This is a genomic window from Stenotrophomonas sp. YJH_SMC_6 (genome assembly GCF_059371335.1).
On the sequence record NZ_JCAFUM010000015.1, the window covers coordinates 129,363 to 142,970 of the forward strand.

Genomic DNA, 13,608 nt, shown 5'->3' on the forward strand with positions numbered 1-13,608 from the left:
GGGATAATGGGGATTCTTGTTTCCTCTGCTGCCGGACCCGGTCATGACCCAGAAGACGCTGCTCAACGATACCCACCGCGCCCTTGGCGCCAAGATGGTCGATTTCGGGGGTTGGGACATGCCCATCCACTACGGCTCGCAGCTGGACGAGCACCACCTGGTGCGTCGCGAGTCGGGTGTGTTCGACGTCAGCCACATGACCGTGGTCGACCTGCGCGGTGACCAGGTCAAGCCGTTCCTGCGCCGCCTGCTGGCCAACTCGGTCGACAAGCTGAAGGTGCCGGGCAAGGCGCTGTACTCGTGCATGCTGAATCCGCGCGGCGGCGTCATCGACGACCTGATCGTCTACTACCTGGGCGACGATTTCTTCCGCATGGTGGTCAACGCCTCCACCCGCGAAAAGGACCTGGCCTGGCTGCGCGAGCAGGCCGCGCCGTTCGGCGTCAGCGTCGAGCAGCGCCCGGACCTGGCCATCCTGGCCGTGCAGGGCCCGCAGGCGCGCGCGATCGTGATCGGCCTGGCCCGCGAATCCGAGCGCGAGGCGCTGACCAAGCTGGGCCGCTTTGCCGCCCTGCAGGTGCAGTCCGACGACGGCGTCGAGCTGTTCGTCGCCCGCACCGGTTACACCGGCGAAGACGGCTTCGAAATCCTGCTGCCGCAGGACGCGGTGGTCGCGTTCTGGAACCGCCTGCTGGCGGCGGGCGTGAAGCCGGCCGGTCTCGGCGCACGCGACACGTTGCGCCTGGAAGCCGGCATGAACCTGTACGGCCAGGACATGGACGAAGAGATCAGCCCGTACGAAGCGGCGCTGGCCTGGACGGTGTCGCTGGACGAAGGCCGCGACTTCATCGGTCGCGACGCGCTGGAAGGGCAGAAGGCTGCCGGCACAGCACGCCAGATGATCGGCCTGGTGATGGACGAGAAGGGCGTGCTGCGCCATGGCCAGGCGGTGACCACCGCTGGCGGCCAGGGCGAGATCCTGTCCGGCACCTTCTCGCCGACCCTGGCCAAGGGCATCGCTTTTGCCCGCGTGCCCGCCGGTGAACTCGGCGAGGTCACCGTCGACATCCGCGGCCGGCAGGTGCCGGTGCGCGTGGTCAAGTTCCCGTTCGTGCGCGAAGGCCAGGCCCAGCCCGGCGTGCTCGCCGACGCCTGATCCGGACATGCCGGTCGTCACTGACAGCAGTGGCGGCCGGTTGGTTACACTAGCCCCGTTTTTTCCACCCCTGCATATCTCTGGAGCAGTCCCATGAGCGAGATCCCCGGCGACCTCAAGTTCCTCAAGTCCCATGAGTGGGCCCGTGTCGAAGGCAACGGCCGCGTCACCGTCGGTATTTCCGACCATGCCCAGGGCCTGCTGGGTGACCTGGTCTACGTCGAACTGCCGGAAGTCGGCGCCGACGCCAAGGCCGGCGAACAGATCGCCGTCGTCGAGTCGGTGAAGGCCGCCTCGGACGTCTACAGCCCGATCAGCGGCAAGGTTGTCGAGGTCAACTCGGCCCTGTCCGACAAGCCGGAAACCATCAACGAAGATGCCTACGGCGAAGGTTGGATGTTCGTGGTCGAACTGACCAACGCTGAAGAGGTCAACGAGCTGCTGGACCCGGACGCGTACGCCGAAGCCCTGGAGAACGACGACCACTGAGTCGTCGTTTCCGGGTTCTGCAACGGCCACCTTCGGGTGGCCGTTTTTGTTTTGGCGAGTACGTCGGCTCATGACGCAGGGTTTGCTGCGCGCCCTCGACGCGGCATCAGCAGACCCGCGAACGGTACCGAGGGGCGTGCGCAGTTTTGCGCAAATCCGCGTTTCCGCCCCGCGCCGACGCGTCCGGATGTGAAAACTTTTCGCCCCCCGTTGCGGTGCCGTTGTGCTGGCGCTGATGCCGGCGCCGGCCGGTGCCGGCGTTGCGTGCATGCAGTGGCCGCCAACATGCATGCATCTGCGCAGAGTGCCTATTTCAAGTGGTTTTTGTTCAACGCTTGCGTTGTTGTTGCTGCAGGCAACGCGCGTGCGTGGTGCATTGTTGGTCGTCGAGGGCGGAGCGTCGCGACCGTGCAGGCAACACCGCGGATGGCGCGGATGTGAAAATTTTTCGCGGGGGTTGTTGACAGTAAAAAAAACCGTGATTAGGTTTCGCCTCAGCAGACCTTGCCTGCCAAACCGAGTGCGCAGAATCAATCGTCCGATGCGAAGCAGCCCCTTCAAGACCACCGCGACCCAGATGACGGTGGACATGGCCCCGCTTCCCCCGGAGAAATGCAAGGCACCTCCCGTTCCGATGCCCGCTCCGCCGATCGAGGCGGGCATTGCCGCATCCGTAACGGCGCGCTTGACGCGCCGGCGGTCCCCGCACGCAGCATCCGCGGGTTTGATCCACCTGGGCGTTTCAACTCCCTATCACTGACGAGGAGCCATCCCATGGCAACCAAGAAAGCTGCGAAGAAAAAGCCCGCCGCCAAGAAGGCGGTGAAGAAGGTCGCGAAGAAGGCCGCTGCCAAGAAGGCAGTGAAGAAGGTCGCGAAGAAGGCGACCGCCAAGAAGGCAGTGAAGAAGGCTGCGAAGAAGGTCGCCAAGAAGGCCACTGCGAAGAAGGCAGTGAAGAAGGCGGCGAAGAAGGTAGCCAAGAAGTCTCCTGCCAAGAAGACCGCGAAGAAGGCCGTCAAGAAGGTAGCCAAGAAGGCCACCAAGAAGACTGCCAAGAAGGCAACGGCCCGCAAGCCGGCCAAGAAGGTCGCGAAGAAGGCGACTGCCAAGAAGGCCGTCAAGAAGACCGCCAAGAAGGCAGTGAAGAAGACCGCGAAGAAGGCCACCAAGAAGGCTGCCCCGAAGAAGGCAGCGAAGAAGGTTGCCAAGCGCAAGCCGGCCGCCCGCAAGAAGAAGGCCGCTCCGGTCGCTCTGCCGGCAACCCCGGCGCCGCTGATCTAAGTACTTCCCGATAGCCGCATCCTGAAACCCCTTCCCTGGCTGCCCAGCGGGGAGGGGGTTTTTTTATGGGCCATTGGTAGCGTCGAGCCATGCTCGACCGCCTTGCTGACGGTCGATGCTAGCGGTGCGGCGCCGGTGGAAAGCGCTCCACCAGGAAATCGATGAAGCTGCGCAGGCGGGTCGATGGGTAGCGGTCGTGGGCGTAGACCACGTGCATCGGCCGCCCCGCGTGGCCGTGTTCGGGAAACAGCTGCACCAACCGCCCAGCCTCGACATCCGCGGCCAGAAGCAGTGCCGATTGCAGCACGATGCCCAGCCCATGCAGCGCCGCTGTACGCAGCGCTTCGCCGTTGTTGATCTGCAGCCGACCTGTGGGCACATGGCCGAGCCCGCCAGCATCGGCCTGCAGCCACTGCGCCAGCGCGCTGGGTTCGAAGGACAGGCATTGGTGCCGGGCAAGCGCCAGCAGGTCGGAGGGCGTACCGTGCCGGGCGAGGTATCCGGGCGAGGCGCACATCATCAAGCGATACGGTGCCAATGCACGCGCCACCAGCACGCTGCTGTCGGCCAGCGTGCCGATGCGCAGGGCTGCTTCGAAACCCTCCTCTGCGAGGTCGACCACGCGGTCGGTCAGCACCGCGTCGACACGCACGTCGGGGTAGCGCGCCATGTAATCGGCCAACGCCGGTACCAGCGCATGCGTGCCGAAGATCACCGGCGCGCTGATGCGCAGCGTGCCTGCAGGTGCAAGGTGCTGGTACTGGGCCTGAGCATCGGTTTCCTCCACCAGCCGCAGGATCTCCCGGCAGCGGGCGTAGTAGTCCTCCCCGAACGGCGTCATGTGCTGGCGCCGGGTGGTACGACTGAGCAACTGCATGCCCAGCCGCGCCTCCAACGCACGCAGGTGCTTGCCGGCCATCGTCGGGGAGATGGCCAGTGCTGCCGCCGCAGCGCTGAGGCTGCCCTTGTCCACGATCAGCACGTAGACCTGCATGCTTTCCAGCAGGTTCATCTGACACTCCGGGTGTTGAATGCTGAAACTTTTGCGGAGTTTATCAATCACGGGTGATCAAACAGCATGCACTGCAGGGGCCGGATCCACCGGCCGTGCTGAAAGGAGAACACGATGGATTTGAATCTTGAGGGACGCACAGCGCTGGTCACCGGGGCGGGCAGTGGCATCGGTGCCGCTGTCGCCAGGCAACTGGCCGCGCAGGGCGTACGTGTTGCCATCTCGTCACGGCGGCAGGCACCGCTGCAGGCGCTGGCGGCAGGGATCGAAGCGGCGGGCGCACCCGCGCCGATCATCCTGCTGGGCGATGTCACTGACGCCGGGGACGTGCGACGCATTGCTGACGCGTCGCTGGCGGCGTTGCAGCGGGTGGACATCCTGGTCAACGCGGCTGGCGGTTCGCGGCCAACGACCGTCGATGCAGCCGACACGATCTGGGAGGAGGCATTGGCGCTGAACTTCTCTGCCGCACGACGGCTGACCCAGGCACTGCTGCCGGCGATGCAGGCGCAGGGATGGGGGGCGGGTGATCAACTTCAGCGGTTCGATGGAGCCCCGTTCGGTGAATGCCGCCACCGCGGCGAAGGCAGCGCTGCATCTGTGGAGCAAGGGGCTGTCGTCGGAGGTGGCTGGGCAGGGCATCACGGTGAATGCCATTGCGCCGGGTCGGATCAACAGCCCGCAGATCCTGGACCGCCTGCATCCCACCGAGGAAAGCCGACGCGCGTTCATCGCCAGTAACATCCCGAGCGGGCGCTTCGGTGAGCCGGAAGAAGTGGCGCCGCTGGTGGCATTCCTCGCCTCGCCGCTGGCCGGTTACATCACCGGTGCGGTGATTCCGGTGGACGGCGGCATGCACTACTTCGCGCATTAGCCCTCCGTTTGTAGAGTCGAGCGCGGCTCGATTCCACAACAGCCAACAAAAAGGGCGGCCTGCAGGCCGCACTTCATGCTCACGGTCGCGCCCGCCTGATCAGCGCGGCGACGCCACCGCGCGGTTGCTCGAAGCGCCCTTGCCCTTGCGCTTGTCCTGCTGCGCCGGGCTCGCGCCTTCGGCCATCAGGTTGTCGCTGCCGAAGTCGGTGTCCACATCCAGCCAGCGCTGTGCCGGCAGGCCGAGCGCGGAATCGAGCACGGTCGGCAGCAGGCCGCTGGGCAGGCCGCTCTCGCCATTCCACATGATGGCGATGCCGAGATCGCGTTCGGGGACCAGCGCGACCAGGCCGCGGTAGCCCTGTACGGCACCGGCATGGAACACCACGTCGTGGCCGGCGTAGTCGAAGGTGCGCCAGCCCAGCGCGTAGCCGGCCGAGTGCAGGCGCTCGCGGCGCCAGCCCGAACGCATCTCGCCGGGGGTGTTGATCAGGCTCGAATGCAGGGTAGCCAGCAACGGTGCCGGCAGCACATCGGGGCGATGGCCGGTGTGCGCCAGCAGCCACTGCGCCATGTCGCTGGCGCTGGCGTTGACGCCGGCCGCCGGGGCAACACGGTAGTAGGTCGGCTTCGGTGTCAGCGACACCCAGCCGTTGCGGCTGCGCACGTGCGGGCGCGCCCAGCGCGAGCTGGCCTGGATGCCGGCCAGGCCGAGGCTGGCATCGTTCATGCCCAGCGGCTTGAAGATGCGGCGCTCGACCGACTGCTCGTAGAAGCTGCCGGAGGCGGCATAGACGACGTCGCCGATCAGGCTGAAGGCCACGTTCTGGTAGGCGTAGCAGTCGCCCGGCAGGCACTTCAGGCTGGTGTTGGCCAGCTTCTGGGTCAGCGCGTAGTACTCGGCGTTGCCTTCGATGTCGCGGTCGTAGGCGTTGTAGGGCAGGCCGACGCGGTGGCTGAGCACATCGGCCACGGTCAGGCGGTCGGTGGCTTCGGGCGAGTTGAGGCGGAAGCCCGGCACGTAGTCGGTGACCTTGCTGTCCCAGCGCAGCGTGCCGTCGTTGACCAGCAGTCCGGCCATGGTGCCGGCGAAGGCCTTGGACAGCGAAGCCAGGCGGAACACGGTGTGGGCGTCGACCGGCAGCGGATTGTTGACGTCAGTGACGCCATAGCCGCGCGCGCTGAGGATGCGGCCGCCCTGCACGATGGCCACGGCCATGCCCGGCACGCGCTCGCCATAGGTGAGCTGCTGCGCCATCGATTCGATATTGGCGACGTTGAAGCCTGCGGCGGGCGCCTGCACCTGCGGCACCAGCCCGGTACGGTAGGCCGCCGGCTGGGTGTGGGCAACGGCGGTGGCCGCAGCGGACTCGATGTTGGCCGGCATCGGCGGCAACGGCGGCGGGGTCTGCGCGGTGGTGGACAAGGCAACAGGCATCAACATGCCCAGCAAACCGGTGGCCGCCGAACGGATCGGACGACGCAGGCTGTTCTTTTTCATCGGTGGGACCCGTGCGCGACTGCTGATGGCGATTCTAGCGCCGCTTTTCCTCTGTGCACAAACAAAGCGAAGATGAATGCGCATCTCGTTGAAAAAGTTGGGATTTTGAGGCCTCGAAAGCGTGTATCGGAACGTGTCATCCGGACCCGGTCATGACACCGCGTTGCGGCCTTCAAACGGCTACCTGCTGGCGATGTTGCAGTGCATTGGATAACGTACGCGCTTCACCGCCCCGGAGCCTGCCATGCCGCTGTCCAACCGCCGTCATCTGGCGAGGGACGCCGCGTGAGCGCGGTACGAGGGAAAGGCCCGCTGCAGGGGCTGATGGCGGCACTGCGCGAGTCCCCGGCGCTGTGGTGGTCGTTCCTGTACTTCTTCTGCCTGCTCAGCGGCTACTACGTGCTGCGTCCGGTGCGTGAAGCCATGGCCGCCTCGGCGGACCTGGAAACGGTGTTCCCGCCCGTGCTGATTGCCTGGTTCGCCAGTCACGGCGTCGCGCTGAAGGACTTCGTCCTGCAGTTCCTGTTCTCCTGCGTGTTCGTGATCATGCTGGTGCTGCAGCCGGTGTACGGCTGGCTGGTCAGCCGCTTCCCGCGACGGGTGTTCCTGCCGGCGGTGTACGGGTTCTTCATCGTGACCCTGCTTGGCTTCTACATGATGTTCGACAGCGGCGTGCCTGGCCGCGGCATGGCCTTCTTCTTCTGGATCACCGTCTTCAACCTGTTCGCGGTGGCGGTGTTCTGGAGTTTCATGGCCGACGTGTTCTCCAACGCGCAGGCGCGGGCGTATTACGGCTACATCGGCGCGGCGGGCACCGTCGGCGCGTTCCTTGGTCCGGTCATCACCAGTGCGCTGGTGCAGCGTGTGGGCATCGCCAACCTGATGCTGGTGTCGGCCGGTTTCCTGGCGATCTGCTTGTTCTGCATCTGGCGCCTGCGGCACTGGGCGGTGCTGCGCGAGCAGGAGCAGCAGTTGGTATCGGGTGAGAAGCCGATGGGCGGCAGCGTGCTGGATGGCCTGAAACTGATCGTGCGCGAGCCGTTGCTGCGCTGGCTGGCGATCATGGTGGTGTTCGGCGTGGGCGTGGGGACGCTGCTCTACAACCAGCAGGCTGCGATCGTGCGTGCGGCGTTCACTGACCCGGCGGCCAGTACCGCGTTCTTCTCGCGCATCGACCTGGCGGTGAACGCGCTGGCGCTGCTGATGCAGGTGGGCCTGACCCGCTGGCTGCTGTCGCGCCACGGCATCGCGCCGGCGCTGCTGATTCCCGGTTTCGCGATCCTGATCGGCTTCTCGGTGCTGGCAGCCTCGCCGATGCCGTTGATGGTCGCGGTGGTGCAGGTGATGACCCGCGCCAGCGAATTTGCACTGGCCAAGCCGGCGCGCGAGACCATCTACACGCGCGTGGACCGGCAGTGGCGCTACAAGGCCGGCGCAGCGATCGACACCGTGGTCTACCGCGGTGCGGACCTGAGCTTTGCCTGGGTGCACAAGGGCCTGTCATTGTTCGGCTCGCACGTGGTGTTCATCGGCGGCATGCTGGTGGCCGCGTGCATGACCGCAGCCGCGTTCGGTGTACTGCGCGAAGAAAAGAAACTGCCGCGCGACCGCTGATTTTCCGGGGCCCGATCCCCATCCCTGTCCAAGGAACTGCCCATGTACTGGATCGCACTCACCCTGACGTTGCTCGTCGCCTTGCTGCACGTTTATTTCCTGGTGCTGGAGATGTTCCTGTGGACCCGCCCGCTGGGCCTGAAGACCTTCCGCAACACGCCGGAGAAGGCGGAGACCACGCGGGTGCTGGCGGCCAACCAGGGCCTCTACAACGGCTTCCTGGCGGCGGGCATCGGGGTGGGGCTGGTGATCGGGCAGCCGGTGCTGGTGACGTTCTCGCTGGCCTGCGTGGTGGTGGCAGGGTGCTATGGCGCCTACAGCGTGAGCCGCCGCATTTTCATGATCCAGGCGGTGCCGGCGATCCTGGCGCTGGTGTTTCGCGCGCTGGCGTAGTTTCCAGCCAACGGCGCAGCCCCTCGTGGGTTGGTCGCGGAATGCTTGTCATGGGGTTGGGCGGGCGGGTTGGGTTCGCGGGGGACGCCGCAAGTACGTCCCTGTAGGCTTGGCCGCGGCATCCATGCCGCGGACACCCCCGCGAACCCAACCCGCCCGGCCCCTGACAGGTTCCGTGTGCGGCCAGCCCACGGAGAAGGAAAAAGAAGATCAAGGGCAACAGCGGGTCGCTGCGCTCGTGGGTTCTGCGCGCATGAAAAAAGCGGCCGAAGGGCCGCTTTTGCTTTTGCTCTTGCTCTTCTTTTTCTCTTCCGTGGGTGGACCCCACAGAGATCTGTCAGAGGTCGGAGGGGTGGGGCCGGGCGGGGTATCCGCGCCATGGATGGCGCGGCTAAGCCTACACGGACGTACTTGCGGCGTCCCCGCCCGGCCCCACCCCTCCGGCCCAGCCGATAAACCGCATTTCGCGACCCACCCACGAGGGGCTGCGCCGTTCGCGGGAACTTACTTCGCCGGCGACATCCACATGTCGATGACCGCGCTGAACACCTCCGTCCCCGCGCGGTCGCGCACACTCACCGTCACCGGCAGTGCATAGCCCTCGGCAGCGGCCACGATCGGCTGGGCCGGCAATGCCACCGCCTGCAGCGTGCCCTGTGCCTTGGCCAGGTACTGCACCTGCATCCCCTTCGGAATCCAGCGCATGCCCTTCGGCAGCGAGGCGTCGACCATCAGCCCGGCGGTCAGTTCGGCCAGGTTGCACATCGCGATCGCGTGCACCGTGCCGATGTGGTTGCGCACCCTGCGGCGGTCGGCCAGCGTGCCTTCGCAGCGGCCGTGTTCCAGGCGGGTGATGCGCGGCGCGATGCTGGCGAAGTAGGGCGCCTTGAAGCAGACCGCGCGCGAGAACAGCCAGGTGCCGGCAGGCCAGCGTTGCAGCCGGTGGTAGAGCGAGAGCAGAGGCGTGGACATGGTCGATGTTCCGGTCGTCGGATAGAGCGACGGCGGGCCGAGGCCCGCCGTCGAAGGCAACGCGTATCGCGGGCGATCAGGCGGCCTGCGAATGCGGATCCTTGTGCTGGCGGTCGTAGTAGCTGGCCGCCCGCAGTTCGTGGGTGTCGAAGTCGTCCACGGTGATCGTATCCAGGGTCAGCGTGCGCAGCTCTTCCAGCAGGCTGCGCTCGTCCTGGGTGATCACGCCCTCGGCCACGGCTTCGTCCAGCTGGCTCTTGAAGTCCAGCGCCTCGATGCCCTTGCTCTTCAGCGCCTTCAGGAACTTGCGTTCCACCGGCTCGGCCATGATCGCCTTGCTCAGGTAGCTGTTGATGCGGCCACCCGGGTTGTTCTCGCACGGGGTCAGGAACACGCCACTGGCCAGGCGGTCGCGGGCTTCGTTCGGCGCCATCAGCAGGGCGGCGACGCGGCGGCTCAGGCGGTCGCCCGGGGCCTCGGCACGACGGCCCAGCGGGAAGATCAGCGCCCACATCAGCCAGCCGATCGGACGGATCGGGAAGTTGCGCAGGGCCGCCGACAGCGATTCCTCGATCTTGTGCACGCTGTCATGGAAGGCCCAGGCCAGCAGCGGCTGGTCGGCCTGCGGTGCGCCCTCGTCGTGGTAGCGCTTGAGCATGGCGCTGGTCATGTAGACGTGGCTCAGCACGTCGCCCAGGCGGCCGGACAGCGATTCCTTGAACTTCAGCTTGCCGCCGAGGGTCATCATCGAGATGTCGGCCATCAGCGCCAGGTTGGCCGAGTAACGGTCCAGCTTGCGGAAGTAGCGGCGGGTGTAGGCGTCACCCGGGGCGGCACCGAAGCGTGCCCCGGTCAGGCCGAACCAGAACGAACGCACGGCATTGGAGATGCCATAGCGGATGTGGCCGAACAGGCTGCGGTCGAAGTCCTGCAGGCCGGCACGGGTATCCGGATCCTGCGCGGCCTTCATTTCCTTCAGTACCCATGGGTGGCAGAGGATCGCACCCTGGCCGAAGATCAGCAGGCTGCGGGTCATGATGTTGGCGCCTTCCACGGTGATCGCGATCGGCGCGGCCTGCCAGCTGCGGCCGGCGAAGTTGCGCGGCCCCAGGATGATGCCCTTGCCGCCGATCACGTCCATCATGTCCGAGATCACTTCGCGGCTCATGGTGGTGCAGTGGTACTTGGCGATCGCCGACGGTACCGACGGCACGTCACCACGGTCGACTGCAGCAGCGGTGGCCTGCGACAGCGCGCTGATCTTGTACGCCTTGCCGCCGATGCGGGCCAGCGCTTCTTCCACGCCTTCGAAGCGGCCGACCGACAGACCGAACTGCTTGCGGATGCGTGCATAGGCGCCGGTCACGGCGGCACCGGCCTTGGCACCGCCGCTGGCGGTGGACGGCAGGGTGATCGAACGGCCCACGGCCAGGCACTCGTTGAGCATGTTCCAGCCCTTGCCGGCCATGGCCGCGCCACCGATCAGCTGGGTCAGCGGAATGAACACGTCCTTGCCGCGGATCGGGCCGTTCTGGAACGTCGAGTTCAGCGGGAAGTGGCGACGGCCGATTTCAACGCCGGCGGTGTCGCGCGGCAGCAGGCCCAGGGTGATGCCGATGTCGCGGGTGTCGCCGATCAGGCCATCCGGGTCGTACATGCGGAAGGCCAGGCCGATCAGCGAAGCGACCGGGGCCAGGGTGATGTAACGCTTGTCGAAGGTCAGCTTGACGCCGAGCACCTGCTCGCCGTTCCACTCGCCCCTGCAGACGATGCCGTAGTCCGGAATCGAGGTGGCGTCGGAGCCGGCGAACGGACCGGTCAGGCCGAAGCAGGGCACTTCGCGGCCATCGGCCAGGCGCGGCAGGTACTGGTCCTTCTGTTCCTGGGTGCCGTAATGCACCAGCAGTTCACCCGGGCCCAGCGAGTTGGGCACACCGACGGTGGAGCTGACCACCGAGGACACCGAGGCCAGCTTCTGGATCACCTTGTGGTGGGCCAGCGCAGAGAAGCCCAGGCCGCCATATTCCTTCGGGATGATCATGCCGAAGAACTTGTTCTTCTTGATGAAGGCCCACAGCTCCGGCGGCAGGTCAGCGTGGACGTGGGTGATTTCCCAGTCGTTGACCATCGTGCACAGCTCTTCGACCGGGCCATCGAGGAAGGCCTGTTCTTCGGCGGTCAGCTGCGGCTTGGGGTAATTGAGCAGGATGTTCCAGTCCGGATCACCGGTGAACAGTTCGCCCTCGAAGCCAACCGAGCCGGTTTCCAGCGCGATGCGCTCGGTCTGCGACAGCGGCGGCAGCACCTTGCGGAACACCTTCATCATCGGGCCGGTCAGCAGCGGCTTGCGGATGAACGGCAGCAGCAGCGGCACGGCGATGACGGCCAATATGGCGGCAGCCACGATCGTGGCGGTCTGGTTGACGTAGGGAATGAACCAGCAGGCGACCAGCAGGGCCACGCTGATCAGCGTCCAGGTAACCAGCCGCATGCGGTGGTAGGCGACGAACGCGCCTGCCAGCAGCAGGGCGAGGAAGGGAAGAACGATGCTCATGAGCGTGCTCCGGTGACGTGCTCGTTTGTGGCGGACGAAGCTGCAGCATCCGCTGCGGGCAACACGTCCAGATAGTCCAACACAGTAGCGGTAAAGGCGTCGTTGTCATCGCCGGCGACCATGTGCGTGGCCTGCGGCAGCTGTACATGACGCGCGTGCGGCGCCAACGCCAGGAATTCGGCCACGGTCTGTGGCGTGACCAGGTCGCTTCGGCCGCCGCTGACCAGCAGCAGCGGGCACTTCACCTGGCGTGCGGCCTCGGCCAGTGCATCCTGGTGCTGCTCGCTGTCGCGCGCCAGTTCGGCCACCAGGCGCGGGTCCCAGTGCCAACGCCAGCGGCCGTGGCCGTCCTCGCGCAGCAGTGCGCGCAGCGACTGCTCGGATTTGCGCGGACGGTGCGGCATGTAGGCCGAGATCACATCGGCGGCCTGGGTGAGCGAGGCAAAGCCGTCGGGATGGGCGGTCATGAAGGCCAGAATGCGTTCAACACCGGCGGTATCCCAACGCGGGGTGATGTCCACCAGCACCATCGCCGAGAACAGGCCCGGCCAGCGCGATTCGGCCAGCAGGCCGAACAGGCCGCCCATCGAGGCTGCGACCAGCACCGGCGGGCGTGGCTGTTCCCCGGCCAGCACGATCAGGTCATCAGCGAACTGCTCGCCGTGATAGGGCAGTTCGGCAGAATTCCAGTCCGAATCGCCGTGGCCACGGGCGTCGTAGGCCAGCGTCTGCAGCCCCGCCGCAGACAGGGCCCGCGCGGTGGCGTTCCATGCGTGCCGGGTCTGGCCGAAGCCGTGCGCGAACAACACGCGGCCACGGCGGCCGTGGTCGCTGGCGGTTGCGGCCAGGCGTGCGCCATGGGCGGCCTCCAGGCGAAGATCATGGAACGCAGCGGGAGTAGGGGACGTAACCATACTTGCTAGTATGGATCGCTTGTGAGGGAAGTCAATACTGCACGGTATGGTGCGCTGCGGCAGGTGCCCAGGCGGGCGTCGCGACGGTTTCGGCCGCAACCGCGTACTGCAACGAACCCCGGCGTATGGTTAAATCAGCCCATGAATCAACCTGACGCTTCCGCCGGCGAACCGCGCGCCGGCCGCAACAGCCGCCTGAGTGCCGAAGACTGGGCCCAGGCCGCTCTCGATCTGATTGCTGAACAAGGTGTGGGGGCCGTCGCGGTGGAACCGTTGGCGCGGCGCCTGGGTGTGACCAAGGGCAGTTTCTACTGGCACTTCCCCTCGCGTGATGCACTGCTGCAGGCGGCGCTGGAACGCTGGGAACTGTTCGAACAGGAACAGGTGTTCGGCAGCCTGGAGGACGTGCCGGATCCGCGCGTGCGCCTGCGCCAGCTGTTCCAGATGGTCGCGCACGAAGTGCAGCCGCACATCATCTACAGCGAACTGCTGAAGGCGCTGGACCACCCGATGGTGCGCCCGGTGATCGACCGCGTTTCGCAGCGCCGGCTCGACTATTTGGTTGCTTCGTTCCGCCAGGCCGGGCTCAGCTCCACCGATGCACGGCATCGCGCGCGCCTGGCCTATGCCGCCTACGTCGGCTTCCTGCAGCTGTCGCTGCAGCTGCAGCAACCCAAGCAGGCCCGCGAGGATTTCGAGGCCTATGTCGAGCATCTGATCGAGACGCTCATTCCCAGCTGAATGGGAGAATGGCGCCCTGCAAGTGCCGAATGCGCCTTGCAGGCGACCTCAATGCGCCAACGTATGTCGTGGTGAGGCTGGTTTCACGCGATTTGGGCATTTTCTTAA

The 13,608-nt window shown here is 66.2% G+C and carries 12 protein-coding genes and 1 pseudogene; 8 read left to right on the top strand and 5 right to left on the bottom strand.

Going from position 1 to position 13,608, the window contains the following annotated elements; genetic code table 11:
- The first annotated feature begins 43 nt into the window (after window positions 1-43).
- The 3 genes from gcvT to AC5P9N_RS17635 all read left to right on the top strand — a co-directional run bounded on the left by gcvT (window position 44) and on the right by AC5P9N_RS17635 (window position 2,926).
- Window positions 44-1,156 (top strand): glycine cleavage system aminomethyltransferase GcvT, encoded by a 1,113-nt coding sequence (gene gcvT, locus AC5P9N_RS17625; protein WP_099485014.1) that lies wholly within the window; start codon window positions 44-46, stop codon window positions 1,154-1,156.
- A gap of 93 nt (window positions 1,157-1,249) precedes the next feature.
- On the top strand, window positions 1,250-1,645 hold the full coding sequence (gcvH, locus tag AC5P9N_RS17630) for a glycine cleavage system protein GcvH (RefSeq protein ID WP_005410701.1): 396 nt from the start codon (window positions 1,250-1,252) through the stop codon (window positions 1,643-1,645).
- A 774-nt stretch (window positions 1,646-2,419) separates the two neighbouring features.
- Window positions 2,420-2,926: a hypothetical protein gene (locus tag AC5P9N_RS17635; protein ID WP_005410700.1), complete on the top strand. Its 507-nt coding sequence runs from the start codon at window positions 2,420-2,422 to the stop codon at window positions 2,924-2,926.
- A 118-nt stretch (window positions 2,927-3,044) separates the two neighbouring features.
- Here AC5P9N_RS17635 and AC5P9N_RS17640 read toward each other — a convergent pair whose 3' ends face one another.
- Window positions 3,045-3,938: a LysR substrate-binding domain-containing protein gene (locus tag AC5P9N_RS17640; protein ID WP_005414244.1), complete on the bottom strand. Its 894-nt coding sequence runs from the start codon at window positions 3,936-3,938 to the stop codon at window positions 3,045-3,047.
- A 114-nt stretch (window positions 3,939-4,052) separates the two neighbouring features.
- Here AC5P9N_RS17640 and AC5P9N_RS17645 point away from each other — a divergent pair.
- Window positions 4,053-4,382 (top strand): annotated as a pseudogene (locus tag AC5P9N_RS17645) (SDR family NAD(P)-dependent oxidoreductase); the annotation flags it as partial.
- A 118-nt stretch (window positions 4,383-4,500) separates the two neighbouring features.
- The gene (locus AC5P9N_RS17650) at window positions 4,501-4,812 is read left to right on the top strand and encodes an SDR family NAD(P)-dependent oxidoreductase (protein ID WP_239498944.1); all 312 of its coding nucleotides are present in this window, start codon (window positions 4,501-4,503) and stop codon (window positions 4,810-4,812) included.
- Window positions 4,813-4,911: 99 nt separating this feature from the next.
- Here AC5P9N_RS17650 and AC5P9N_RS17655 read toward each other — a convergent pair whose 3' ends face one another.
- The gene (locus tag AC5P9N_RS17655) at window positions 4,912-6,312 is read right to left on the bottom strand and encodes a serine hydrolase domain-containing protein (RefSeq protein WP_005410697.1); all 1,401 of its coding nucleotides are present in this window, start codon (window positions 6,310-6,312) and stop codon (window positions 4,912-4,914) included.
- Between the two features lie 324 nt (window positions 6,313-6,636).
- Between AC5P9N_RS17655 and AC5P9N_RS17660 the strand changes: the two genes are divergently transcribed.
- Window positions 6,637-7,926, top strand: a complete 1,290-nt coding sequence (locus AC5P9N_RS17660; protein ID WP_180863567.1) for an NTP/NDP exchange transporter — start codon at window positions 6,637-6,639, stop codon at window positions 7,924-7,926.
- A gap of 42 nt (window positions 7,927-7,968) precedes the next feature.
- A complete protein-coding gene (locus tag AC5P9N_RS17665) occupies window positions 7,969-8,319 on the top strand; it encodes a DUF1304 domain-containing protein (protein WP_012481032.1) in 351 nt (116 codons plus the stop codon).
- Window positions 8,320-8,823: 504 nt separating this feature from the next.
- Here AC5P9N_RS17665 and AC5P9N_RS17670 read toward each other — a convergent pair.
- From AC5P9N_RS17670 to AC5P9N_RS17680, 3 genes are all read right to left on the bottom strand, one after another.
- The gene (locus AC5P9N_RS17670; RefSeq protein ID WP_043034501.1) at window positions 8,824-9,291 is read right to left on the bottom strand and encodes a hotdog fold domain-containing protein; all 468 of its coding nucleotides are present in this window, start codon (window positions 9,289-9,291) and stop codon (window positions 8,824-8,826) included.
- A 76-nt stretch (window positions 9,292-9,367) separates the two neighbouring features.
- A complete protein-coding gene (locus AC5P9N_RS17675) occupies window positions 9,368-11,845 on the bottom strand; it encodes an acyl-CoA dehydrogenase (RefSeq protein ID WP_024956326.1) in 2,478 nt (825 codons plus the stop codon).
- A complete protein-coding gene (locus AC5P9N_RS17680) occupies window positions 11,842-12,759 on the bottom strand; it encodes an alpha/beta fold hydrolase (RefSeq protein WP_005410691.1) in 918 nt (305 codons plus the stop codon). Before AC5P9N_RS17680 ends, AC5P9N_RS17675 begins: the two co-directional genes overlap by 4 nt.
- 141 nt (window positions 12,760-12,900) lie before the next feature.
- Here AC5P9N_RS17680 and AC5P9N_RS17685 point away from each other — a divergent pair, with 141 nt between their 5' ends.
- Window positions 12,901-13,500 (top strand): TetR/AcrR family transcriptional regulator, encoded by a 600-nt coding sequence (locus AC5P9N_RS17685; RefSeq protein ID WP_005410690.1) that lies wholly within the window; start codon window positions 12,901-12,903, stop codon window positions 13,498-13,500.
- Window positions 13,501-13,608 lie beyond the last annotated feature (108 nt).

What these genes read in the sequence shown, in the direction of transcription:
- gcvT (WP_099485014.1), top strand. Translation starts at nt 44, where the DNA reads ATGACCCAGAAGACGCTGCTCAACGATACCCACCGCGCCCTTGGCGCC.
- gcvH (WP_005410701.1), top strand. Translation starts at nt 1,250, where the DNA reads ATGAGCGAGATCCCCGGCGACCTCAAGTTCCTCAAGTCCCATGAGTGG.
- AC5P9N_RS17635 (WP_005410700.1), top strand. Translation starts at nt 2,420, where the DNA reads ATGGCAACCAAGAAAGCTGCGAAGAAAAAGCCCGCCGCCAAGAAGGCG.
- AC5P9N_RS17640 (WP_005414244.1), bottom strand. Translation starts at nt 3,938, where the DNA reads ATGAACCTGCTGGAAAGCATGCAGGTCTACGTGCTGATCGTGGACAAG.
- AC5P9N_RS17655 (WP_005410697.1), bottom strand. Translation starts at nt 6,312, where the DNA reads ATGAAAAAGAACAGCCTGCGTCGTCCGATCCGTTCGGCGGCCACCGGT.
- AC5P9N_RS17660 (WP_180863567.1), top strand. Translation starts at nt 6,637, where the DNA reads ATGGCGGCACTGCGCGAGTCCCCGGCGCTGTGGTGGTCGTTCCTGTAC.
- AC5P9N_RS17665 (WP_012481032.1), top strand. Translation starts at nt 7,969, where the DNA reads ATGTACTGGATCGCACTCACCCTGACGTTGCTCGTCGCCTTGCTGCAC.
- AC5P9N_RS17670 (WP_043034501.1), bottom strand. Translation starts at nt 9,291, where the DNA reads ATGTCCACGCCTCTGCTCTCGCTCTACCACCGGCTGCAACGCTGGCCT.
- AC5P9N_RS17675 (WP_024956326.1), bottom strand. Translation starts at nt 11,845, where the DNA reads ATGAGCATCGTTCTTCCCTTCCTCGCCCTGCTGCTGGCAGGCGCGTTC.
- AC5P9N_RS17680 (WP_005410691.1), bottom strand. Translation starts at nt 12,759, where the DNA reads ATGGTTACGTCCCCTACTCCCGCTGCGTTCCATGATCTTCGCCTGGAG.
- AC5P9N_RS17685 (WP_005410690.1), top strand. Translation starts at nt 12,901, where the DNA reads ATGAATCAACCTGACGCTTCCGCCGGCGAACCGCGCGCCGGCCGCAAC.